This window comes from Sedimentibacter sp. LTW-03, from assembly GCF_052059825.1.
GTDB lineage: Bacteria > Bacillota > Clostridia > Tissierellales > Sedimentibacteraceae > Sedimentibacter.
Window position 1 is genome coordinate 1,696,441 of record NZ_CP197180.1, and the last position, 22,050, is coordinate 1,718,490.

Annotated in this window: 24 protein-coding genes; 7 read left to right on the forward strand and 17 right to left on the reverse strand. The window is 35.2% G+C overall.

The genetic code is table 11. The features are described 5' to 3' along the window. Positions 1-36 precede the first annotated feature (36 nt). Together ACS3UD_RS08480 and ACS3UD_RS08485 are read right to left on the reverse strand one after the other, a co-directional pair. A complete protein-coding gene (locus ACS3UD_RS08480) occupies positions 37-726 on the reverse strand; it encodes a response regulator (RefSeq protein ID WP_308140035.1) in 690 nt (229 codons plus the stop codon). Next, complete coding sequence (locus tag ACS3UD_RS08485; protein ID WP_308140034.1) at positions 726-2,165, reverse strand: DUF4118 domain-containing protein; 1,440 nt, start codon at positions 2,163-2,165, stop codon at positions 726-728. The genes ACS3UD_RS08480 and ACS3UD_RS08485 overlap by 1 nt, the downstream gene beginning before the upstream one ends. A gap of 129 nt (positions 2,166-2,294) precedes the next feature. On the opposite strand from ACS3UD_RS08485, the gene ACS3UD_RS08490 reads away from it, so the two are divergent. Then, positions 2,295-2,927 (forward strand): flavodoxin family protein, encoded by a 633-nt coding sequence (locus tag ACS3UD_RS08490; RefSeq protein WP_308140033.1) that lies wholly within the window; start codon positions 2,295-2,297, stop codon positions 2,925-2,927. A gap of 44 nt (positions 2,928-2,971) precedes the next feature. Here the strand turns inward: ACS3UD_RS08490 and ACS3UD_RS08495 are convergent, their stop codons facing one another. Continuing rightward, positions 2,972-3,598, reverse strand: a complete 627-nt coding sequence (locus tag ACS3UD_RS08495) for a hypothetical protein (protein WP_308140032.1) — start codon at positions 3,596-3,598, stop codon at positions 2,972-2,974. 250 nt (positions 3,599-3,848) lie between these two features. On the opposite strand from ACS3UD_RS08495, the gene ACS3UD_RS08500 reads away from it, so the two are divergent. From ACS3UD_RS08500 to rbsB, 5 genes are read left to right on the forward strand one after another with little or no spacing between them, the layout of a single operon-like run. After that, positions 3,849-4,859, forward strand: coding sequence for a LacI family DNA-binding transcriptional regulator (locus tag ACS3UD_RS08500; RefSeq protein ID WP_308140031.1), 1,011 nt, complete (start codon positions 3,849-3,851; stop codon positions 4,857-4,859). Positions 4,860-4,882: 23 nt separating this feature from the next. Further along, entirely contained in the window at positions 4,883-5,302 is a 420-nt protein-coding gene (rbsD, locus tag ACS3UD_RS08505; protein WP_308140030.1) for a D-ribose pyranase, read from the forward strand. A gap of 29 nt (positions 5,303-5,331) precedes the next feature. Next, the gene (locus ACS3UD_RS08510) at positions 5,332-6,825 is read left to right on the forward strand and encodes a sugar ABC transporter ATP-binding protein (RefSeq protein WP_308140029.1); all 1,494 of its coding nucleotides are present in this window, start codon (positions 5,332-5,334) and stop codon (positions 6,823-6,825) included. Further along, positions 6,825-7,772 carry a ribose ABC transporter permease gene (gene rbsC, locus ACS3UD_RS08515; RefSeq protein WP_308140028.1) on the forward strand — a complete coding sequence of 316 codons (948 nt, stop codon included), beginning with the start codon at positions 6,825-6,827 and terminating at the stop codon, positions 7,770-7,772. The genes ACS3UD_RS08510 and rbsC overlap by 1 nt, the downstream gene beginning before the upstream one ends. A gap of 29 nt (positions 7,773-7,801) precedes the next feature. Then, a complete protein-coding gene (gene rbsB / locus ACS3UD_RS08520) occupies positions 7,802-8,704 on the forward strand; it encodes a ribose ABC transporter substrate-binding protein RbsB (RefSeq protein ID WP_308140027.1) in 903 nt (300 codons plus the stop codon). Positions 8,705-8,830: 126 nt separating this feature from the next. Here the strand turns inward: rbsB and ACS3UD_RS08525 are convergent, their stop codons facing one another. From ACS3UD_RS08525 to ACS3UD_RS08590, 14 genes are all read right to left on the reverse strand, one after another. Then, positions 8,831-9,574, reverse strand: a complete 744-nt coding sequence (locus ACS3UD_RS08525) for a YoaK family protein (RefSeq protein WP_440977754.1) — start codon at positions 9,572-9,574, stop codon at positions 8,831-8,833. Positions 9,575-9,852: 278 nt separating this feature from the next. After that, entirely contained in the window at positions 9,853-10,584 is a 732-nt protein-coding gene (locus tag ACS3UD_RS08530) for an amino acid ABC transporter ATP-binding protein (protein WP_308140025.1), read from the reverse strand. Then, positions 10,571-11,263, reverse strand: a complete 693-nt coding sequence (locus ACS3UD_RS08535; protein ID WP_308140024.1) for an amino acid ABC transporter permease — start codon at positions 11,261-11,263, stop codon at positions 10,571-10,573. The genes ACS3UD_RS08530 and ACS3UD_RS08535 overlap by 14 nt, the downstream gene beginning before the upstream one ends. A 60-nt stretch (positions 11,264-11,323) precedes the next feature. Then, positions 11,324-12,124: a basic amino acid ABC transporter substrate-binding protein gene (locus ACS3UD_RS08540; RefSeq protein WP_308140023.1), complete on the reverse strand. Its 801-nt coding sequence runs from the start codon at positions 12,122-12,124 to the stop codon at positions 11,324-11,326. Between the two features lie 156 nt (positions 12,125-12,280). After that, complete coding sequence (locus tag ACS3UD_RS08545; protein ID WP_308140022.1) at positions 12,281-12,520, reverse strand: hypothetical protein; 240 nt, start codon at positions 12,518-12,520, stop codon at positions 12,281-12,283. Between the two features lie 129 nt (positions 12,521-12,649). After that, positions 12,650-13,855, reverse strand: a complete 1,206-nt coding sequence (locus ACS3UD_RS08550; protein WP_308140021.1) for an ABC transporter permease — start codon at positions 13,853-13,855, stop codon at positions 12,650-12,652. After that, positions 13,852-14,547: an ABC transporter ATP-binding protein gene (locus ACS3UD_RS08555; protein WP_308140020.1), complete on the reverse strand. Its 696-nt coding sequence runs from the start codon at positions 14,545-14,547 to the stop codon at positions 13,852-13,854. The genes ACS3UD_RS08550 and ACS3UD_RS08555 overlap by 4 nt, the downstream gene beginning before the upstream one ends. 12 nt (positions 14,548-14,559) lie before the next feature. Next, the gene (locus ACS3UD_RS08560; protein WP_308140019.1) at positions 14,560-15,792 is read right to left on the reverse strand and encodes an efflux RND transporter periplasmic adaptor subunit; all 1,233 of its coding nucleotides are present in this window, start codon (positions 15,790-15,792) and stop codon (positions 14,560-14,562) included. Between the two features lie 164 nt (positions 15,793-15,956). Further along, positions 15,957-16,388, reverse strand: a complete 432-nt coding sequence (locus ACS3UD_RS08565) for a hypothetical protein (protein WP_308140018.1) — start codon at positions 16,386-16,388, stop codon at positions 15,957-15,959. Between the two features lie 121 nt (positions 16,389-16,509). Then, on the reverse strand, positions 16,510-17,793 hold the full coding sequence (locus ACS3UD_RS08570; RefSeq protein WP_308140017.1) for a sensor histidine kinase: 1,284 nt from the start codon (positions 17,791-17,793) through the stop codon (positions 16,510-16,512). After that, positions 17,783-18,511, reverse strand: coding sequence for a LytR/AlgR family response regulator transcription factor (locus ACS3UD_RS08575; protein ID WP_308140016.1), 729 nt, complete (start codon positions 18,509-18,511; stop codon positions 17,783-17,785). The genes ACS3UD_RS08570 and ACS3UD_RS08575 overlap by 11 nt, the downstream gene beginning before the upstream one ends. 144 nt (positions 18,512-18,655) lie before the next feature. Beyond that, positions 18,656-19,441 carry an EcsC family protein gene (locus tag ACS3UD_RS08580; protein ID WP_308140015.1) on the reverse strand — a complete coding sequence of 262 codons (786 nt, stop codon included), beginning with the start codon at positions 19,439-19,441 and terminating at the stop codon, positions 18,656-18,658. A gap of 13 nt (positions 19,442-19,454) precedes the next feature. Next, positions 19,455-20,687, reverse strand: coding sequence for an MFS transporter (locus ACS3UD_RS08585; RefSeq protein ID WP_308140014.1), 1,233 nt, complete (start codon positions 20,685-20,687; stop codon positions 19,455-19,457). Between the two features lie 67 nt (positions 20,688-20,754). Next, positions 20,755-21,120, reverse strand: a complete 366-nt coding sequence (locus ACS3UD_RS08590) for a VOC family protein (protein ID WP_213924220.1) — start codon at positions 21,118-21,120, stop codon at positions 20,755-20,757. A gap of 228 nt (positions 21,121-21,348) precedes the next feature. Here ACS3UD_RS08590 and ACS3UD_RS08595 point away from each other — a divergent pair, with 228 nt between their 5' ends. Further along, positions 21,349-21,981 (forward strand): SIMPL domain-containing protein, encoded by a 633-nt coding sequence (locus ACS3UD_RS08595; RefSeq protein ID WP_308140013.1) that lies wholly within the window; start codon positions 21,349-21,351, stop codon positions 21,979-21,981. Positions 21,982-22,050: the final 69 nt, after the last annotated feature.

Genomic DNA, 22,050 nt, shown 5'->3' on the forward strand with positions numbered 1-22,050 from the left:
TTTTAGGCGCTTCTTATTGGCAAAATTATCAAACTTTTATTCATCTGCAAATCGATATCCGACACCGATTTCAGTTAGAATATACCTTGGATTTGATGTATCCTTTTCTATCTTTCTTCTCAGACTTGCCATAAATACTCTTATGCTTTTAGAATCCCCAGTTTCACCATAGCCCCATACTTCTTTTGATATCTGGCTGTGCGTTATGACCTTTCCCCTGTTCTTAATAAGCAGAACCAACAGCTTGAACTCAATCGGAGTAAGGTGTATTTCATCGTCGTCAACATATACTCTGTGCTTTTCAATATCGACAGTTAAGTAGTCCACTTTGTAAATAATTTCAGCAGAAGGTAAAACTTCCCTTTCAATAAGCCTTTCCATTACTCTTATTCTGGCAAGCAGCTCTCCCATTGAAAATGGCTTTGTAACATAATCATTTGCCCCTGCATCAAGAGCTGCAATTTTATCATAGTCCTGTTCTCTGGCCGAGACAATTATTACAGGAATATTTGAAACTTCTCTTATCTTATTGATTATTTCAATACCATCCATATCAGGAAGTCCTAAATCCAGCAAAATGATATCAGGAGTTTCGGTACAGAAATATAAAATTCCGTCGTTTCCGTTTCTTGCCGTTATTACTGAATATCCCTTAGCTTTTAATGCCATAGACATAAAGTTTACTATTTTATTGTCATCTTCTATTATCAATATTTTATTATCCATTATTCAACCTCCATAGGCAGCTCTATTTTGAATGATGCCCCTCCGGCTTTTAAATTATGAGCAATAATTTTACCTCCGTGTGCATTTACAATTTCCTTGCATATGCTGAGCCCCAATCCGACACCTAAGCTGCCATCCGCAATATTGTTCTTTTGGCGGGTAACAAATCCGTCAAATATTTTATTCAACATAGATGGCTCAATTCCGATACCGTTATCTGAAACTTCAAATATAACAAATTTATCTTCAACATACACACTTAAGCATATATCGGCACTTTCTCCTGCATGCTTATATTCATTATCCAGCAAATTAACCAATACCTGAACAAAAAGCCTGCCGTCAACTGGAACAAGAACTATGTCATCAGGAATTTTTACGCAAAGTCTTCCCGTCTCATGAAGCCGCGGCACCAGAGATAACGTTTGGTTTACAATATCATCTACAGCTTCATAGCTTTTTTTAACAGTAAGTTTACCTTCATTTATTCTCGTCATATCAAGAATATTTTGTACCGTCTTCATTAACCATGTAGATTCATCAAAAATATCTGATGCCAACTTCTTAATATTATCTTCGTCTAAATTATCATAATTATCGCATATTAGTTCACTAGCACCCTTGATACTTGTCAGAGGTGTTCTGATATCATGAGAGATACTCCTTAAGAGGGTACTCTTAAGACGCTCTCTTTCAATGTCAACCTTTATCTTCTGCCTCTCTTCATAAATAAATTCTCTATCCAAGATTATAGCCATCTGATGAACTATTGCTTTAATTAACATGTCCTTTTCCTGTGATAAGGCGTCGTCAATAATGATTCGCACTTCACCTCTTTGTTTTGCTACTCCTTTTATAGGAACAATCATAGTGTTTATTTCATCAACTTTACTATATTCTGTCGATCCCAGCGTACCATATACTTTTTCCTCACTGTTTAATTTTACACAACAATCATAGCCGGCATATTCCTTTATATATTTTATACCTTTCAAAATAATGTTTTCGTTCCCAGTTACATTTAAAAAACCCTTTGTTATTTCATACAGAAATTTTGCTGTTTTTTCATTTCGCTTGGATGATTCAGTCTGATATTGAAGCTTTGATGTCATATTGCTTGAAATTAAAGCTGCAATCAGGAAAAACATCATCAAGATTATATCATGAGTATTGCTTATTTTAAGGCTGTGCACTGGATTTGTAAACATATAGTTGAACATGAGCACACTTACTATTGATGCAATCGCACTGTAGACATAACCACGTGTTACTATGGTAACAGCCAGCACCCCTACGATAAAAACCATCAAAGTATTTTCTTTTCCTATTCCAAATTCGTTAATAATAATTGATAAAAGCATTGAAATAACACATATAGCAATTACTCTTAAAGAATATTGCAATTTTATATTTTTTATTTTTTTACTTTTATTTTTCATATAATTCTCCGCTTATTGAGTCGTATTATTATACCACAATACTTAAAATATTTCTATTATTACTGCACTTATCATTGTAATAAGCTACTCATTTTAGTATAATGTCTTAAATGGATTAGGAGGTAATTTATGAAAGTAGTTGCATTTAACGGAAGTCCCAGAAAAGAAGGAAATACTTATGAAGCAATAAAAATAGTGGCTGATCAACTAATAAATGAAAATATTGATGTTGAAATAATTCATGTAGGAAACAAGAAAATCCAAGGCTGCACTGCATGTAACTCCTGTTTTAAGTCAAGGAATGAACGATGTATAATTGATGATGAAGTTAACGAATGGATTCAAAAAATGAAGGAAGCTGATGGAATAATATTTGGCTCTCCAGTTCACTTTTCAGATATCAGCTCCACAATGAAAGCCTTTCTTGACAGGGCTACATATGTGGGGAGTGCAAACAACGGATTATTCAGACATAAAGTCGGAACAGGCATTATATCAGTCAGACGAGCAGGAGGAATCCCTGCATTCAACCAGTTGAACAATTACATAAGCTATTCGGAAATGCTTATGCCCACATCAAATTACTGGAACGTTATTTTTGGTTTGAGACCTGGTGAAGCTGTCAAGGATGATGAAGGTGTTCAAATAATGCGAATCCTTGGGAAAAATATGGCTTGGCTCATGAAGCTGATAGAGTTTAGCGAAGGCAAAATAGAAAAACCCATGCCTGAAAGAAAGGCATATATGAATATGGTGCGATAAACATTAACATTATCAAAAATCACTGATTGGGCTCATTATCCTAATCAGTGATTTTTATCATCAAAATAAAAAGAAACAAATCCTCCACCCAGCATTGTGGTATTATACCACATCAAAAGATTAATTCGCTTTTTAATACCTTCATCAAGTATTTCTGCATATGCACTGCTTAAATCATCTTCATATTCCAAAGCGGCAATTGTAACCCAGTGCCATTTATCCAAATTCTTTTCTTCTCCGTTACACAAGTTTAGAAATGCTACAGGTATGTCATTTATCAAGGATGACGAAATAAATTCAATTAGACTTTTAAAAGGCGGTCTGACATCTGTTTTTTCCGGCACATCTACAGAGTAATATATTAGCTTTATTCCTTTGCTTTCGGAGTATGATAAAAGTCCGCTACAAAATAAGCCGGTGCTGTTCACTCCTCTTATTGTTGGCGTAACATGATTCCACATTTCTTCCATCATTTTAAGACAACTCGCCTTATCCAATCCACGATTTTTTTGTAAATATGAAACAATACCGGCAGCAACCGTAGGTCCGCATCCTGCCGTTCTCTGCCAGTGCTTTACATACCATTCTTGGTTGCAGCCCAAGTGATTTTCGTTTGTTGCCTCATCCATAATTCCAAAATATTCAAGGTTTTTAACCGATATTTTTGTCATTTACTTTCCACCTTATAATTTTAAATTAGTTTTATCATTGTGTGTGCAAACCGTCAATCGGATTGCTTAAAATATATTAATCGGGTAAAACAGACAGGTTTTTAATTACCCTGCTATATTATATTATACCTAAATTTATTCTACATTAATTTTAAAAAACATTTTTGTTTTGGAAAATGTTTGCTTTTATTGTTGACTTTTCCAATATTTAGTATTATAATTTAGTTAAACGTTTAAATAGGTGTGCAATATGAAAATTACAATTAAAGAAATCGCAAAAGAAGCTGGCGTATCCATTGCCACAGTTTCGATGATTTTAAACAACAAGGATAAAAGTATTACAGATGCAACCCGAACCAGAGTTCTGGATGCAGTAAAAAAATATAACTACATTCCAAATGCCATGGCAGGGAGTCTCGTAACGCAAAAAACTCATACTGTAGGTTTGATACTTCCTGATATTACAAATCCCTTTTTCCCCGGTGTTGCCAGAGGAGCCGAAGACAAGGCAAATGAATCGGGCTACAGCATTATATTTTGCAATACGGATGATAAGCTTGAAGTGGAAGAAAAGCACATTGAAACCCTTACAAAAAAAATGGCTGACGGTATTATAATCGCGCACTCTTCCAACAGTGAAAAAATGTCCGGAATATTAGAGCGGTGCAAGGTTCCTGTAATTTTGATAGACAGAGATTTTTATTCCAAAAACATTTGCGGAAAGGTCTTGGTAAACAATTTAGAAGGAGCATACAATGGCGTTGTCCACCTTATAAATAAAGGGTATAAAAAAATAGCATATCTGTCAGGGTCTTTAAAAACACGTACAGCAAGAGACCGATTAGCCGGATATAGAAAAGCCTTATGTGACAATGGTTTGGAATATGATGAAAAACTTATTAAGTACGGTGAATATAAAATTGAATGGGGAAAAAATGGTATTATTGAATTGTTATCTGAGAACAAGAATTTTGATGCCATATTTTGCGGTAATGATCTAATTGCAGTGGGAGCTGTTAAGGAGCTTAAGAAGCGCGGCTTCAATATTCCTGATGATATAGGCATAATTGGTTTTGATGATATATATCTGGCAGGACTTGTTGAACCTTCTCTTACTACCGTCAGACAGCCAAACTACGAAATGGGTTACATGGCTATGGAGCTGCTATTAAAAAATTTAAACAGCTCCGATAAAAAGGTAAACAAAGAAGCAGAAGTAATCATACTAAATACAGAAATAATAGAAAGAAGCTCTGTATAATCAATGATAAAGCAGGTGGTAGAATGAAAAAAGGACGTCTGTTAAATTCTGAAATCTCATACGTTATAGGAAAAATGGGACATACGGATTCAATTACCATAGGCGACTGCGGTCTTCCTGTTCCGGATGGAGTTCAAAGGATAGATCTGGCTGTGGCAAAGGGACTGCCTGAGCTTATTCCGGTATTGACGGCAGTACTGGACGAGCTGTTTATTGAAAGGGTTATACTTGCGCAGGAAATAATTGAAAGCAATCCGGAATTGAACAATAAGATAATAAAAATAATAAAAAGTATAGAGAAGGAAGAAATTAGATCTATAGACGTTGAATATGTCGCTCATAAAGAATTCAAGAAACTGACTGCAGGTACAAAAGCTGTTGTAAGAACAGGTGAATATAAGTCCTATGCCAACATAATTCTAGTATCTGGAGTAACATTCTAATATATAATCAGTTTCCGGGTGGTGATTAATTGAAAGACATTGCAGTATCCATGAAACATATCAATAAAGATTTTTCAGGTGTTAATGTATTAAAAAATGTAAATTTCAACATTTATAAAGGGCATGCCATGGCTCTTGTAGGAGAAAACGGAGCCGGAAAATCAACCCTCATGAAAATACTTACCGGAGTTTACTTAAAAACAAGCGGCGAAGTTTATCTGAACGGGCTTCAAGTTAATTTCAATGATACACGATCCTCTCAACAAGCCGGAATCGCCATTATACATCAGGAGCTAAACTTGGTCAAAGATCTGTCCATAGGAGAAAATATATTCCTGGGAAGAGAGCCTGTATCGGCACGTGGGCGAATTCTTTGGAGCAAACTTTACTCTGATTCTGAATACTGGCTGAAAAAATTAGGGCTAAATGAGAACCCCAAAGAATTAGTTAAAAACTTAAGTGTAGGAAAGCAGCAATTGGTTGAAATTGCAAAGGCACTTTCTATTGATGCAAATGTTATCATCATGGATGAGCCAACCGGTGCCTTGACCCCATCAGAAACACAAAAATTATTTAATGTAATAAATGACTTGAAATTTGAAGGAAAAAGCATTGTGTACATATCTCATAGACTTCAGGAAATATTTGAAATTTGTGATGATGTAACAGTATTGAGAGACGGAGAGTTAATCGGAGAAAAATCAATTAAGGAAACTGATGAAGATAAAGTAATTGAAATGATGGTTGGCAGAAAACTTAATGAGCAATATCCTCGAATTAAAACGGTGGCCGGCCCTGAAGTTTTGAAAGTGGAAAACCTTTCGAATCAGTTTGTAAAAAATGTTTCATTTACGATAAGACAAGGCGAAACACTAGGTGTAGCAGGCTTAATGGGTTCTTCAAGAACCGAACTTATGAGAACTCTTTATGGAATCTATCCATACAATGGGGAAATCTTCTTAAATGGTGAAAAAGTAAAAATTTCATCTTCCATGAATGCCTTAAATTTGGGTATAGCATATGTTTCAGAGGACAGGAAATCTAACGGAATAATAAACGAAATGAATGTACGAGAAAATATAACTCTATCATCTCTTAAAAAATTTACAAATGCTACAGGCTTAATCAACAGAAGCAAGGAAGAAACTTCGGCAAATAATTATATAGAAACAATGTCAATTAAAACTGCCGGGACACAACAGCTTTTAAAATATTTAAGCGGCGGAAACCAGCAAAAAGTATCCATTGCAAAAAACTTAAATACAAATCCGAAAATACTCATTCTGGATGAGCCTACACGTGGAGTTGACGTTGGAGCGAGAAAAGACATCTACGATTTAATAAATAAATTCAAAACCAAAGGCATGTGCATTATAGTAGTGTCTTCCGATATACCTGAAATCCTTGGAATTTGCGACCGAATAATGGTCATGCACGAGGGAAAGATCTCTGGATTTTTGCAGCAAAAGGATGCTACACAGGAGGCAATTATGACCCTCGCCGTAGGAAAGGATGTAGTATAATGAATAAATTATTAAAAAAGCTGCTTAAAAACAAACCTCTGATAGTATTGCTTATCACTTCAATTATTGTTGCAATTCTCAACCCCAGATTTTTGACTTGGGGCAATATTCTTACTGTTCTAAGGCAAACATCAATTAATGCTGTAATAGCTACTGGAATGACGTTTGCAATACTAATTGGCGGGATTGATTTATCTGTTGGATCGGTTTTGGGAATTTGTGGTGCTGTGGCGGCTGCCATGATTTCATCTGGCACAAATGTATTTATTGCTGTAATTGTCGTTCTCCTGCTGGGAACATTTATAGGATTTCTTAACGGAACACTTATTACCGCAGGACGGTTGCAACCTTTTATTGCAACTCTGGGCACCGTTACTCTGCTAAGAGGTATAATTCTTGTATTTACACAAGGACGACCAATAAGCACTGGAAGCACAGAAGCATCCGAAGCTTTCGGAGAAATAGGTTCAGGCTTTATCGGCCCAATACCTATTCCAGTTTATATAATGATATTAGTATTTATCATTGCATACTATATACTAAATCACACCCGCATAGGAAGATATATTTATGCAACAGGTTCCAATGAGGAAGCAACAATTTATTCTGGAATTAAAACCAACCGCGTTAAGCTGTTTGTATATTCAGCCTCAGGAATGATGGCCGCACTGGCTGGAATATTGATTACAGCCAGGTTGGGCTCAGCACAGCCCACGGCAGGAGCAGGATATGAGCTTGATGCTATTGCTGCAGTTGTTCTTGGAGGAACAAGCATGGCTGGAGGGATAGGAACAATTGCAGGTACGGCAATAGGAGCTCTCATAATCGGCGTACTGAACAATGCCCTGAACTTAATGCAAGTATCCTCTTATTACCAGGATGTTGCAAAAGGCATAGTAATACTTGCCGCTGTACTTCTTGATAGAAAACAAAAATTATCAAGATAAAAATAAAACTTTTAATTAGGGAGGAATTTATGAAAAAATTTTTGAGTTTTGTTGTTGTAACGCTAATGATACTGTCTCTGTTTACAGGATGCGGTAAAAATGAAAATCCAGACGGCGAAGAAACAAAAACCATAGGACTGGCAATTTCAACATTAAACAATCCTTTCTTTGTAGACTTGGAGGCAGGTGCCAAGGCAAAGGCTCAGGAACTGGGAGTTTCACTTGTTACTCTTGACTCTCAGGACGACTCCGCTACAGAAATGTCAAATGTAGAGGATTTAATTAACCAAGGTGTTGATATCATCATGATTAACCCTACAGATTCCGATGCTGTTAAAAGCGCCGTTGAAGCAGCTAACAATGCAAACATACCTGTAATAACTTTGGATAGAGGTGCTAACGGCGGTGAAGTTGTATCTCACATTGCATCCGATAACGTTGCAGGCGGCAGACTGGCAGGAGAATACATAGTTGAGCTTCTGGGCGGAAATGGAAAAGTTGTTGAGCTTGAAGGCATCCCAGGTGCTTCTGCAGCAAGAGACAGGGGCCAAGGATTTAACGAAGCAATAAGTGAAACAGATATTGAGGTAGTTGCAAAGCAAACAGCAAACTTTGACAGAGCTGAGGGGCTGACAGTAATGGAAAATATTCTTCAAGCTCAGACTGAAATAAATGCCGTATTTGCTCACAATGATGAAATGGCTCTAGGAGCCATAGAAGCTATTAAAGCTTCAAAAAGAGATATACTTGTTGTAGGTTTCGATGCCACCGACGATGCAAAAGCAGCGGTTGAAAGCGGAGAGATGGCAGCAACAGTTGAGCAGCTTCCAAAGGAAATAGGTTCTCTGGGTGTTGAAACAGCAGTAAAAATCCTAAATGGTGAGCAGGTTGAAAGCATGATACCAGTAGATCTGCAACTTGTTAAGAAATAAGAAAAAACATACTCCCGAAGCAAAAGTCATACATTTATTGACTGGCACTTCGGGAGTTTTTCAAGTTCAATTAAATAAGGCGTAACAATTAAATCATATTAATTATAAAGTTTAACTTTTTAAAGTTCATTTGAACTTTCTTTTATTTTTTTGACCTGCTCTTAATATATCTATCTCGACCTCTTTTTCGAAAAACATAAATAGAAATACAATCGATAAAATTACTACACTTACAAGTATTGCCTGTTGCCCAAGTATTGCAATGCAGTTTTTACCTGAAATTGCACCGATTGTAAATATAAATATGACTCCGTAATAAAATATGCTTCTGTGAAATAACGAAGTGTCTTTTTTAATTATTGAGCCACAAAGTAAATCTGTAGCCGTACGCAGGTTTCCTATACACATAGTCGTAGCCAAAGAATTATCGTGTATCTTTCTAAAGCTTTGAACTTGAATTCCGCATGCATAAGAAATCATACTGTTAGCAACCAGATTCAGGTCAGTTCCCATAAGAGACACCACCAGCATTATAATAATCTCTACCAGTATTCCGATTTGACGCCAATGAATCTTTCTGGTATTACCGAACTTAAGCTTCAACATCTGTGCAGTAAAAACACCAGCTATAAATGATATTACTGGAATCAGATACCTTACAGCTTCCGAATAATTTAATCCTGAAATATTTATTCCAAGAAGTATAATATTTCCTGTCTGTGCGTTGGCAAAAACCTTACCTCTGAAAACATAGGTATATGCATCCATATATCCTCCTGAAAAGGCTAAAAGTATACCTATCATAATAGATTCGGACATTTGCCACCTGTTAATTTCATTGTTTATCTGTTTCTTATTCATTTTGTTCATTTAAATTAAATACGCTTCCTTAAATTTATGTCATCATCACTATACCAGAACAAATTACGGCATGCAAGTCTATATTACAAAACTTAAAATTGCATGTTATTACAGAATTTTTTAACATAAAAAAACTAATCATAAAAATAATTCTATTATTGCAATATCAATTATTTGTGCGAATTTAACCCTAAATTTAAAACAAATAGTAATTTGTTTCTACAGATCTTCTGAAATTAACTGGATAGATTTCATAAACTATCCATTCATAAAATATCAGTCAGATTTTATATATTGTATAAAACCTTGGACAGAAATTCCTTTGCTCTTTCGTGCTTGGGATTTGTAAAAAAGTCACTTGGATTATTTTCTTCCAATATCTGCCCGTCATCCATGAATAATATTCTGTTTGCAACACTTTTCGCAAAGCCCATCTCATGAGTAACAACAACCATCGTCATGCCTTCCTCCGCCAAATCCTTCATAAGATTAAGCACTTCTCCAATCATTTCGGGGTCAAGAGCCGATGTAGGCTCGTCAAAAAGCATTATTTCCGGCTTCATAGCAAGCGATCTTACAATTGCTATTCTTTGCTTCTGTCCTCCTGAAAGCTTATTGGGATATTCATTCTTCTTATCTGCAAGTCCTATTCTTTCCAAAAGCTTTACCGCAATCTCTTCTGCCTCAGTTTTAGTTTGAAGGCCCAGTTTAACCGGAGCCAAAGTAATATTTTCCAATACTGTTAAGTGAGGAAAAAGATTGAAATGTTGAAACACCATCCCCATTTTCTGCCTTACGCTATTTATTTTGCATTTTTTATCTGTAATAGCTTCACCTTCAAAAAATATGTTTCCGGAATTTGGAATCTCCAACAGGTTCATGCATCTTAATAACGTGCTCTTTCCAGATCCAGATGGGCCTATGATTACAACTTTCTCACCTCTGCTGACAGAAGTATTCACATTCTTCAAAACATGGTTCTCGCCAAAGCTTTTGTTTACATTTTTAATTTCTATCACTTTGAGAAAGCCTCCTTTCCAATCTTTTCTGCACTGCACCCATACCAAGAACCATTACAAGGTATGCTATAGCTACTGTATACAGCGAAAAGAATGGCTCGTATGTCCTGCTTCGAATTAGATTTCCAGCATTGGTCAAATCAATAACAGGAATAAATCCAACTACTGAAGTTTCCTTTAAAAGAGCAATGAACTCATTTCCCAATGCAGGCAATATGTTTTTTACAGCCTGAGGAAGTATTATGTGAAACATCGTACTGTTGCTACTGAGGCCAAGTGATAATCCTGCTTCCATCTGACCCTTATCGACAGATTCAATTCCTGCTCGCGCTATTTCTGCAACATAGGCTCCTGAATTAATTCCAAAAGTCATGATTGCTATAAATATAGTATTATCCATATTTACAAATACTGCATAGTACATTATTAAAAGTTGTACAACCACAGGCGTTCCTCTAATAACAGTGACATATAACCTGCAAATCAAGTCCGGAATATACATTTTTTTGTTATTTTTGGCGCTATATCGAATAACTGCAACTATCAACCCTATTAATATTCCCATAAGTGTGGCAAAAAGAGCAATTAATATTGTATTCTTTATACCCGTAAGAAATAATTTATATCTTGCATCCTTAATAAATGTCTTAGTAAAGTTTATTATAAATTCGTCTAACAAAATCTCACTCCTCTGCAAACAAAAGACGATCTCCGCAAGCAGATCGTCCTTAATCCAATCCTAATTAGAATGCTTAGCTATAAGCTCTTCAATCTTACCTTCATCTAAAAGCTTTTGAAGAGTCTTGTTTACAGCCTCAAGCAGCTCTGTATTGCCTTTTTCTACCGCTATTCCGTATTGTTCGCTTATTTCTCCAAATATGCATGTTACTAACTCTTCACTGTTATTTTTTACAATTTCTTCTGCAGGCATTTCATCTACAATAACCGCATCAATTCTTCCGTTCAATAAATCCTGTGCCGCTTCCAATGCGTTTGCATATGTCTTTACTTCCGCGCCTGTGTTGTACAAGTCTCCGTCCTCAAGATCTACTGCATCGCTTATAGCAAGGTCTCCCGTAGTCCCCAACTGTACACCGATCTTCTTACCTTCTAAATCTTCCATGGTTGTAATCTCAGCATCATTTTTGGAAATAATATTTTGAATTGATTCAACATAAGGTATTGAAAAATCAACTTCTTCTGCCCTTTCAGGGTTTATAGTCATTCCTGCAGCCACCAAATCAGCTTTGCCTGCTACAAGTGAAGGAATGAGGCTGTCAAAATCCGTATGCTCTATAACAAGCTCTTTTCCCATTTCATTAGCTATTTCCTGAACTATGTCAGGATCAACACCCACAACCTTTTCTCCTTCAAAATACTCAAATGGAGCAAATTCCGCATTAGTGTACATTACTAATTTATTATTTTCAACATCGGCTGGTGTCTCTGCAGGCTGTTCACTGCCTGAATCGGAGCTACATCCTGTTGACAGAACAAAAACCATGGTCATCATTAATATAATAGATATTACCTTTTTCATTTTATCCTCCAAAATTGTCCTTATATTTTTTAACATAAACGTATATTAGCACTTTTTGAAGGTTGTGTCAAATATTTTTTCATATTCTTGCATATTTATATATTTATTCTATTGATGCATTCTTATTCTTATGTTTACACACAAAATATTGTACGTCTATCTAGGATTATGTTTCTCTCCTACGGTAAAATTCTTTGCCTTATTTTGAATGCATGGAAACATCTGAACCGCGGTTACAGAACCTACAATAATGATTGTGGATATTGCATAAAACATAATTCTGGAATCCAGTACGAAACTGCCCTTTTCTATAATTGTTTCATAGTCTCCGGGCTTTATGTCTTCAACTACATTTGCTTGTATATATATACCAAAAAAATGCACCCTGCGGAGCATTTTCTGCAATTATCTCCACAGGGTAATTCTTTTTTTACTAAAATTGTAGCTAAATTTCCTTTTTTGTTTTCTATTCTGCCTATTAAAGCCATTTACTTTCCCTTTCATTACAAATGAAGTGTCGATGACTTATTCATATCTTAAAGCATCAATAGGGTCGGATTTTGCTGCTTTTCTGGCAGGGTAGTATCCGAAAAATACACCAATTATCATAGAAAAGGCTACGGCTACCACTATTGATACAGGATTTACAACAATAGGAAGCGAGATTATTTTTCCGCCAAGCATAACAAGTCCGATGCCCAACAACGTTCCAACAATTCCTCCAAGTGCCGACAATGTAGCAGACTCAATCAAAAACTGAAACAAAACATCTTTTGTTCTTGCACCAAGTGCCTTCTTTATACCTATCTCCCTTGTTCTTTCTGTTACCGAAACAAGCATTATGTTCATTATGCCTATGCCTCCAACCAATAAGGATATGGCCGCTATGGCAGCAACAGCTATGGACATGCCACCTAATATTCCATCAACCGTCTGCTGATCTTCCTCCACTGTATAAAACCAGTAATTTTCAGGCAGCCTGTTCTTAAGCCCTGCTATATATGACAGTATCTCGTCACCTGTTTGGCTTACAGGATATTTTTCTCCGATAAAGACATCCAACCCGTAAAAAGAATAGCTGTCAGGAAAAGCCATAGTATAAGGTATATAGCTGTCCTCATAGGTTTTCTGCCCCTGCAGCATAGATAAAACAGGTGACTCCTCATTCTTGTATACGCCTACTACAAGCAAATCTTCCAAATTATTTTCTATTTCAACCCTTACTGTCTGTCCCGTTACATTTTCTTTATTGAACAGCTTCATAGCCGCGCTTTGCTCCAAGACAACCACCTTGCTTTTTCTGTCCACGTCACTCTTGTTTATCATTCTTCCGTATAGCATCTTAATCTTCTGTACGTCACTTAAGTTATAATCAACACATTCCATACTAAGTTTAATAATATTTTTATTATGAGTAACATCACTTCTTATTGATTCTGAAGGACACAAATATGAAATTTTATCTCCAAATCTTTCTTTAAGAAGCTCCATATCATCCCTGTTAAAAAAATCTGTAGAACGGTAATCCTCTATGTTAGTATATATGTATGCACGATTTTTGCCTATGTCCTTATATATATCATCCATAACGCCCTTCATGCTGTCACCTATTGCCACTATTGCAATTACAGAACTAATACCGATTATTATTCCAAGCATTGTAAGAAGAGATCTCATTTTATTGGATATTATGGACTGAACAGCTATTTTTACATTTTCCATCCAAATCATCTTACAGCCTCCTTCTTTCGGTCTTCGATAATACATCCATCTCTGAAAACTATTATCCTGTTCGCAAATTCTGCTATATCCGGCTCATGGGTTACCAAAATTACACTGCTTCCTTCTTTATTCAGTGTCTTAAATATCTCCATTATTTCTTCCGAAGCCTGTGTATCAAGATTGCCTGTGGGTTCGTCGGCAAGAATAATGGGCGGATTATTTGAAAGAGCTCTGGCTATTGCAACCCTTTGCTTCTGACCCCCTGACAATTCGTTTGGCAGATGATTTATTCTTTCAGCCAGCCCTACTTTTTCCAGAAGCTCCATCGCTCTTTTTTTCCTGTAAGAAGATTTTGTCTTGGCATATACCATAGGAAGCTCCACATTTTTAAGAACACTGGTTCTAGGTATGAGATTAAATGCCTGAAAAACAAATCCTATTTTTTTGTTCCTGATAAACGAAAGTTCATCCTGAGTCTGGTCTTTGATATTAATCCCCTCAAGCAGATATTCTCCTGACGATGGCCTGTCCAGACATCCTAATATATTCATGAAAGTTGATTTTCCCGAACCTGAATGTCCCATTATCGCTATAAATTCACCATGACTGATTTCCAGGCTTACGTCTTTAAGAGCATGAACTTCAACTGAACCATTTTTGTATGTTTTATTTAAATTACTAATAGATATCATATTGCTCATATTGCGCCTACTTTATTCTTGATTTTCATTAATTGTAACAATCATACCATCCGTAAAACTTGCATCCGGATTAACAATAACCTTCATACCGGCATTAAGCTCACTGCTTATTATTTCTGTTTCAAGGTCAGTTACGAGCCCTGTATCAACAAGCACAGATTTTATTGAGCCATCATCCTGCTGTACAAACACTTTATTTTGATTGTTTTCATCTGTAATGATTGCTCCTGATGGAACCGCAAAAACATTCTCTGCCTTGTCAACTTTGATTTTTGCCGTAGCAATAACTCCAGCCATTAAATTTTCAGGCCTTTTTGTTACATCAATAACTACAGGTATAACTCTTTCCATCGTATTGTTATCTTTTTGTTCAGCTGTAGGAGAAATTCTGGAAACAATTCCTTCCGCAGTGTCAGCTCCCATAACATCCGAATGTATAACAACCTCCTGGCCTGTCTTTATCTTCCCTATATCATACTCACTGATAGACACCTTCATCTGAAGCTTGTCGAGATTTTCAACAACAAACATTGCTTTTTCGTCTTCGGTATCCTTGGCATACCTTCCCAGATTTACATTAACTCTTGTTACTGTACCATCTATAGGACTTTTAACATATATTTTTTCAAGATCCTCTTTTTTCTTTTCCAATTCCTGCTTTTGGATTTCTATTCGCTTAAGCTCGGCAGACGATGCAACTACTTTTCCGTTTGTTACATTAAAGCTTTCCAGATTTTTTCTCGCTTCTTTCAAACTCATTTCTAATTTGTCAAATGCCTCCTGAGTTATTATTTCGTTTATAAGAAGCTCTTTGTTCTGCTCATAATTTCCTTCAAGATCCTTAACCGAAAGAATTGCATTGTCATATTCTATCTGCTTAGCATTAAGCTTTTCGTCAAGTTCAAGGGTAGACAGTTCTATCTGATTCTCTTCAGAAGCTATTTGTTTTTCCAGCTCCTCGCTGTCAAGCACCGCCAATACCTGATCTTTTTTAACTATGTCTCCTTCCTTGACACGTATATCAATAATCTCATAGTTTAATGGAGACACCACATCTGCCTTTGCAATTCCCTCCAGTGGAGCTTTTACAGATATTATCTGCTCAATACTCTTTGTATCCAGAATTTCAGCATTAGCGTAAACTTCCGCTGTGCCTTTATCCTTGTTTAAGGCAGTAAAAACAGCCAAGGCTGCTATAACAATAAGTGCTGCAATTAATACTTTTTTTCTTTTAAATACTTTCATTTTACTCTCCAAATATTAAATTTCTAAACTCTGTTTCATAAATAATATTAGCCAAATCGGCCAGTATTAACCATAGAATTATCTTACATTATTAAAATTAACCTTACATTAATGCAAGGTTAGTTTTTTCTAAATATATCTCCTGATTTTCTTAAGTGTTCAGGTTATTGCCGCAATGTATTTTTCAATTGCGTTTTTATTTGATATCTTGCACCATTAAGCTCTTTATAAAGTATTTGTCTTGAATAATTTTTGTCTGAAATTTCATCTATTTCAAATCCAAGAATATCTCTCCACACTATTGATATTCTCATTATTGGTTCAAGAGACATCAACGTGGATTGAAACGGCTCATCATATGATTCCAGCCTTGAGGAATATTTAAAAACCTTATTGTCATTAATGTATTCTAACGCAAACAGCCTAATAACTTCACCTGCAGTTTTTTTGAAAAGCTGCGGCTGCACTTTCTCTGATAACTCACCTAAAAAAACATTGTCTATTGCATTATGAGATATGTCTGACGCCCGTTTTTCATCTCCTGTAAGGCGAAAAGCCACAGTATAAATTTTCTTAAAATAATCATTGACATTCAATGCAAATCCTCCATTGTTATTTAATGATAATTCTGAGAACATTCTATCACAAAAACATAAAGTGCGACGCTAATTGTAATAATTAACAGGAATTATGTAATAATTAAATTTTCTTTACTTCCTACAAGCAATTATATATTAACACATCAACAAAAAACATATTGCCGTTGTGATGTATCTCCATGGCACCGTTATATTTTTCCAGCGACTTCATTACACTCTTAATTCCCATTCCGTGGTTTTGCTTATCACATTTTGTTGTAGCCAGCACGCCGTCATCATAATGAAGATTTCCCGCAAACGAATTGGAAATGCTTATATATAATACATTCCTGTCAAGCTCCAGCATTATTTTGATTATTTTTTCATCGCATTTGCAGACTGCTTCTACTGCGTTATCAAGGAGGTTCCCAAGTACTACGCTTAAATCAAATGGCAAAATGTTGAGTCTCTCCGGAACATTAATGCTTATATCCGTATTTATACCAAGAGATTTTGCATTATGGAGCTTGTAATTAAGAATGCTGTCAATCTCAAAATTCCCGGATTTGGAATACTCATTCGTTATATCTGTGAACTTAAAAACACTGTTCAGATAATCCAGAGCCTTCTCGCTTTCATTATTTTCAATAAGTGTCTTTATTGAAAGCATATGATTTTTCATATCATGGCTGAACACTCTCAAATTTTCTTTTGATTGATTAATTATCTCAAGCTGCTCTAGATATGCATAATTTTGCTGTTGAAGCAGAGCATTCTCCATTTTTTCATCATAAGATTTTATTAAAAAGTCATACAAGTAAAATATAAATAAATTTATTATAAAAAGTATAATCACACTTGTAATTATTCCGGTTAGGTTATTAGGATTGGCTTTCATAACCATCATCAATGCCAGAATCAATGTACCGGCAGGTATTATAAATATTGAAAGCCAATGAAAAACCGAAACTTTAACATCATTTTTAATCCTCTTAAAGTTTGACAAAAGAAGCATAATGTTGTACGTAATTATTTTTATTGTTATTAGCGCGGCCATTAATTTGAGATCAGAATCCTTGGATATAATCGTTATGTCATAATATTGCATGGGCAATACAACGGACAACTCTATAATTGCAAGTATAACATAAATTGATATCGATACTGTAATTCTTTTTCTCAATGCAGCTTCATAGTTAAAAGTGATTAAAAAAAACATAATTAAGTTTGCAAAGACATTAAGCGTAGAATTGTTAAACGCAATGAACAGTAATCCTATAGTAAAAAAATAAAGTAAGTAGGATACCGCTTCTACCTTCTTATCTGTTTCAGCCACATCAAAAAAAATGCGCATAAATCTATAAATTATATATGTACCGAACGCATTTGTTATAAGGTATACTGAAGCAACATTATTTGTCATGCCGTTCTCTCAGCTTTCTTTGCATTATTTTTTCTCGGACTGTCTTTCTGTTATTTTGACTTATTGTCAAAATTTCTCCATTAATCATTTTTACATGCTCGTAGGTGTGTTCAATGCATTTCTTAAAATTTATTAAGTATGATTTATGTATCAGAATGAAATCATTATTCTTAATCTGCTCCTCAACTTCTGAAAGCTTACCGTAAAAGCTGCTGACTTCGCCATCCTGAATGACATTGACCTTGCGGCCCCTGCTTTCAAAATACAAAATATCATTTATGTTTACGTTGGTTGTAACATTTCCGTTTTTATACTCAAAAAATTTATTCTCTTTATTGAGAAGCTTAACCGCTTTCAGCAGAACTTCTTTGATTTTTTCCATGCTGACAGGTTTTATTAAAAAATTAAGTGGTCTTATATCAAACAATTCCATTGCATAACTTTCCTTGAATGATATGTATACAATCTGAGTAAGCTCATCACCAAATTCATCCCTTATCTTCCTACCTACCTCAACTCCACTGATTTTGCAGAGCTCAATATCAAGCAATATTATATCATACCTGCTTTTATTGTTAAGTGATTTGCACAGCTCTTCCCCGGAATAATATACATCCGTCTCAATTTCCTGGTTTATACAGTTTTCTATTTCCAGCAGCATGTCCTCCAGCTGCCGGCATATAATTTTTTCGTCATCACAAATTGCAATTCGTAACATTTCTCCACCGCTTTATCTAATGTTTCAAAATTTGTTCATATCTGCATAAGCTGCAGGCTTGTTGACCCCACGCAAATGAGATTATATTTCATCTGTTTTATTTATTGTATCATATTAAGTATTTAGAAGCATTTTTATAATTTATCATTTCTTATTATTTTTCAAATATCTTTTCTTGTACTTTATCAAACAATACCCGCTGATTTTATTTATTATCGAATAATTATATATGCTGCCCACCACGCCTACAACCGGTATGCCCTGTATAAATTTAGCTGTAAGCATAGAATCTGATAAAATCTTTGATGTATTTAGTATTTCTTTGTTCAAATCGTATTTAAACATAATATGATTATCTATTTTGTCCGATATTAAATCCACTCTTCGGTTGTATTTGCTCTGTCTTTCTCCGTTTGTGAGTGAAGCATTTATTATATTAAGAATATATATTTTTTCTTCTTCAAGTTCATAAAGAAACCCATAGCTTAATGATATCTCATAAACGGTTTTTAGTATCATTGCCGAAAAAAGAGGAATATCAGGTATTCCCATGCCCAATAATCCCAAGCCCGCGCCCTCCAGAGTTGAAATAGATGCATTTAACATAGTACTTTTTTTGGAATGCCCGTCAATTCTCCTGATACTTCTGCTATTTGAATTCTTTTTAAGGTTGTAGTCATGAATATTGTGATTGAATTGTATTTTATTTTTATTGTACAGTTTTTCAATATACTTTGTTCCATTTTTGAAAATAAGCTTAAAAGACTTATAAAATGCCGCATCCAATGTATTTTTTAAAGAATCTGGTATTTTTGACTCAACTTTGTTAACTATGGGTTCTATTTTTTCTCCCATAATTCCCTGTTTTTTATTCAGAATTTTTAATTCTTTTTTTTCAAGCTTTCTTAAATGCTTTTTTATAATATCCATAAATATTTCCATCCTACTGTGCAAGTTTATCAGTCGGTACCTGTTTCCCAGCTTCAATCAAAATTTTATTTTTCCCAAAGAAAAGTGACATTGCAATAATTATCCCACCTGTTACCAAAAGAATAATTTCTATTTCTACATAATCCGAAACAGGACCAAAAACAAGCATTCCAAAAGGCATCATTATACTTGATATCATTCCGAGAATGCTGAATACTCTGCCCATAAAATTTGCTTCGACCCTTTCCTGAAGCAACACTATGGCAGGAGTATTAAGTATTGGCATAGCTACTCCGAACAGACAAATAATAGAAATATATACCCAGAAATATGGTACAATGCCTAGTAACACTGTACACACACCTATAATAATACAGGCTGTCGCCATTGTGTGTATTCTGTTTTTGAATCCCTCCCAATATGCCATCAGAGCACCTCCAATTACCATGCCTGCCGAAAATACAACCTCAAGAGTCGTAAGACGCCACACATCATTTCCAAAGCTTCTTGCGACCTGCAATGGTGTCAGAAATGCCGGAGGGGCAAGCAATACATAAAATACAGCTAAAAAAGAAAAATATATCTTCAAAAATTGACGTTCGTTAATATATTTTATTCCTTCTTTCATATCTTTAAAATAGTTTAATTTATGCTCTTCCAATGCCTTTGCGTGTGGAGCAGCATGAAGAAAAAAAACTAAAATTGATATTGCTACTACAGCAGTTATAACATCAACTAAAAATATGACTTTTATACCTATCAAACTTAACAATGCTCCGCTTGCCATTGGAGAAAACAGTGTAGCCATAGCCTGCAAACTTCCGTTAGTAGCATTGACCTTAGTGAGCTTATCTTCGGGAACAAGCTGAGGAATAAATGCGTTAACAGCAGGAGTCTGTACTCCTGAGCCAAAGGCTCTTATGACTGATGCAGCAAATAACAGCCATATGGATTCATATCCCATGTAAAACAAAATTGCAAGAATGAGTGTCGCCAACGCTATAAATGAATCTGCAAGAATAATTAACTTTTTTCTGTCGTAACGGTCTGCCCAGACCCCTGCAAATGGGGATAATACAAAAATAGGAAGAAATCCACATAAAATTGATATTGTCATCATAACTCCTGACCGAGTTTCAAGAGTTATGTACCACATTATTGCATATTGAACCAACGAAGTCCCGAACAATGAGATAATTTGGCTCAGTAAAAACAAAACAATATTTTTTTTCCAATCTTCATTCATATATTAAATTCTCCAACCTCATATCGTCTTTATTAAATGCTGCATTTCAGTTTTATATTTGCTGATTTCAGTCAAGCTGTTCTGCAAACTGTATCTTTACTCCGTTAGGGTCCTGAATGATAAAGTATCTTATATGCGGATTCGGCTGAACAGGACCGGTTTTTATTTCAATTCCTCTTTTATTTACAGACTGAACTGCCTTATCAAGTGAATCAACCTTAAAGCCAAGAGTAACCGCATTTCCTGGATTTATATTCTTTATTTTTTCATTACAAATTAACTCTATCTTTGTCTCACCTTCACCTAAAAAACAAATTTCCATTCCAGGTGCTCCGCTGAATCTTCTTTCTAATTTCAACTCTAAAAATTCCTGGTAAAATTTCAAGCTTTCTTCCATATTATTCACCAAAATTGTTGTCCATAAAAATTTCATACTTACCTCCGATTATGTATCTTTAATACAATATAATATATTTATTTGCCATATGCAATAATTTTAACAATTAATAAATTGTTCGCCATTAATATTTGGTTAATTTCTCATTAGAATATGTTTCATTTAACAAAATTTTTACCATTAACACGTCATATTTGCTATAACAGGTACAGCCGACTGCCTTCTGTCATATAATAAATAATATATTGCAGAAAGGAGCTTTTCATGTCTAAATATTATAACGACAATTTACATAACAGGACGATGACAATGACTGGTCAGGGCCAGATTTCAGCAATTCCTAATTTAGCCGTACTGCGTCTTGGCGTGCAGACAACAGGAGAAAATTTGGTCAATATTCAATCCGATAACGCTCAAAAAACTCAATCAATCATTGATATTCTTAAACGGATGGGTGTTTCTGACATTAAAACGTATCAGTACACAATAGACAAGATGTACGACTATGAAGACGGAAGACGCATAGACAAAGGATATTCTGTAAAAAATATACTGGAAATAAGAACGTCAAATATGGACAGAGTAGGTACCATAATAGATGCCTCTGTAAATGCCGGAGCTAACATAATCGACCTGATTTCATTTGAGGTCTCAAACAAAGAATATTATTACCAGCAAGCGCTTAACATGGCCGTGATGAACGCTATTCAGAAAGCAAAATCAATTTCTCAGAATTTAGGAATTTCTGCCAACCCTGTTCCAATGAGAATAGTTGAAAGCGGTACACTTCCTATACAACAACCATATTACAGGCAGGAACAACTTGCATCATCTACACCGGTCATGCCAGGAAATATTAAAATTGAAGCTTTTGTAACCGTAGATTTTACATTTTAACTTCGGAGTGTTTTTTCAAACATACTAATTATGGGCCTGTCATAAAAAGGCAGGCCGCATACTTTATTC

What these genes read in the sequence shown, in the direction of transcription:
- ACS3UD_RS08595 (WP_308140013.1), top strand. Translation starts at nt 21,349, where the DNA reads ATGTCTAAATATTATAACGACAATTTACATAACAGGACGATGACAATG.
- ACS3UD_RS08545 (WP_308140022.1), bottom strand. Translation starts at nt 12,520, where the DNA reads ATGCTCCGCAGGGTGCATTTTTTTGGTATATATATACAAGCAAATGTA.
- ACS3UD_RS08550 (WP_308140021.1), bottom strand. Translation starts at nt 13,855, where the DNA reads ATGATTTGGATGGAAAATGTAAAAATAGCTGTTCAGTCCATAATATCC.
- ACS3UD_RS08555 (WP_308140020.1), bottom strand. Translation starts at nt 14,547, where the DNA reads ATGAGCAATATGATATCTATTAGTAATTTAAATAAAACATACAAAAAT.
- ACS3UD_RS08480 (WP_308140035.1), bottom strand. Translation starts at nt 726, where the DNA reads ATGGATAATAAAATATTGATAATAGAAGATGACAATAAAATAGTAAAC.
- ACS3UD_RS08525 (WP_440977754.1), bottom strand. Translation starts at nt 9,574, where the DNA reads ATGAACAAAATGAATAAGAAACAGATAAACAATGAAATTAACAGGTGG.
- ACS3UD_RS08500 (WP_308140031.1), top strand. Translation starts at nt 3,849, where the DNA reads ATGAAAATTACAATTAAAGAAATCGCAAAAGAAGCTGGCGTATCCATT.
- ACS3UD_RS08540 (WP_308140023.1), bottom strand. Translation starts at nt 12,124, where the DNA reads ATGAAAAAGGTAATATCTATTATATTAATGATGACCATGGTTTTTGTT.
- rbsD (WP_308140030.1), top strand. Translation starts at nt 4,883, where the DNA reads ATGAAAAAAGGACGTCTGTTAAATTCTGAAATCTCATACGTTATAGGA.
- ACS3UD_RS08580 (WP_308140015.1), bottom strand. Translation starts at nt 19,441, where the DNA reads ATGGATATTATAAAAAAGCATTTAAGAAAGCTTGAAAAAAAAGAATTA.
- ACS3UD_RS08485 (WP_308140034.1), bottom strand. Translation starts at nt 2,165, where the DNA reads ATGAAAAATAAAAGTAAAAAAATAAAAAATATAAAATTGCAATATTCT.
- ACS3UD_RS08560 (WP_308140019.1), bottom strand. Translation starts at nt 15,792, where the DNA reads ATGAAAGTATTTAAAAGAAAAAAAGTATTAATTGCAGCACTTATTGTT.
- ACS3UD_RS08590 (WP_213924220.1), bottom strand. Translation starts at nt 21,120, where the DNA reads ATGAAATTTTTATGGACAACAATTTTGGTGAATAATATGGAAGAAAGC.
- ACS3UD_RS08575 (WP_308140016.1), bottom strand. Translation starts at nt 18,511, where the DNA reads ATGTTACGAATTGCAATTTGTGATGACGAAAAAATTATATGCCGGCAG.
- rbsC (WP_308140028.1), top strand. Translation starts at nt 6,825, where the DNA reads ATGAATAAATTATTAAAAAAGCTGCTTAAAAACAAACCTCTGATAGTA.
- ACS3UD_RS08490 (WP_308140033.1), top strand. Translation starts at nt 2,295, where the DNA reads ATGAAAGTAGTTGCATTTAACGGAAGTCCCAGAAAAGAAGGAAATACT.
- ACS3UD_RS08495 (WP_308140032.1), bottom strand. Translation starts at nt 3,598, where the DNA reads ATGACAAAAATATCGGTTAAAAACCTTGAATATTTTGGAATTATGGAT.
- rbsB (WP_308140027.1), top strand. Translation starts at nt 7,802, where the DNA reads ATGAAAAAATTTTTGAGTTTTGTTGTTGTAACGCTAATGATACTGTCT.
- ACS3UD_RS08570 (WP_308140017.1), bottom strand. Translation starts at nt 17,793, where the DNA reads ATGACAAATAATGTTGCTTCAGTATACCTTATAACAAATGCGTTCGGT.
- ACS3UD_RS08585 (WP_308140014.1), bottom strand. Translation starts at nt 20,687, where the DNA reads ATGAATGAAGATTGGAAAAAAAATATTGTTTTGTTTTTACTGAGCCAA.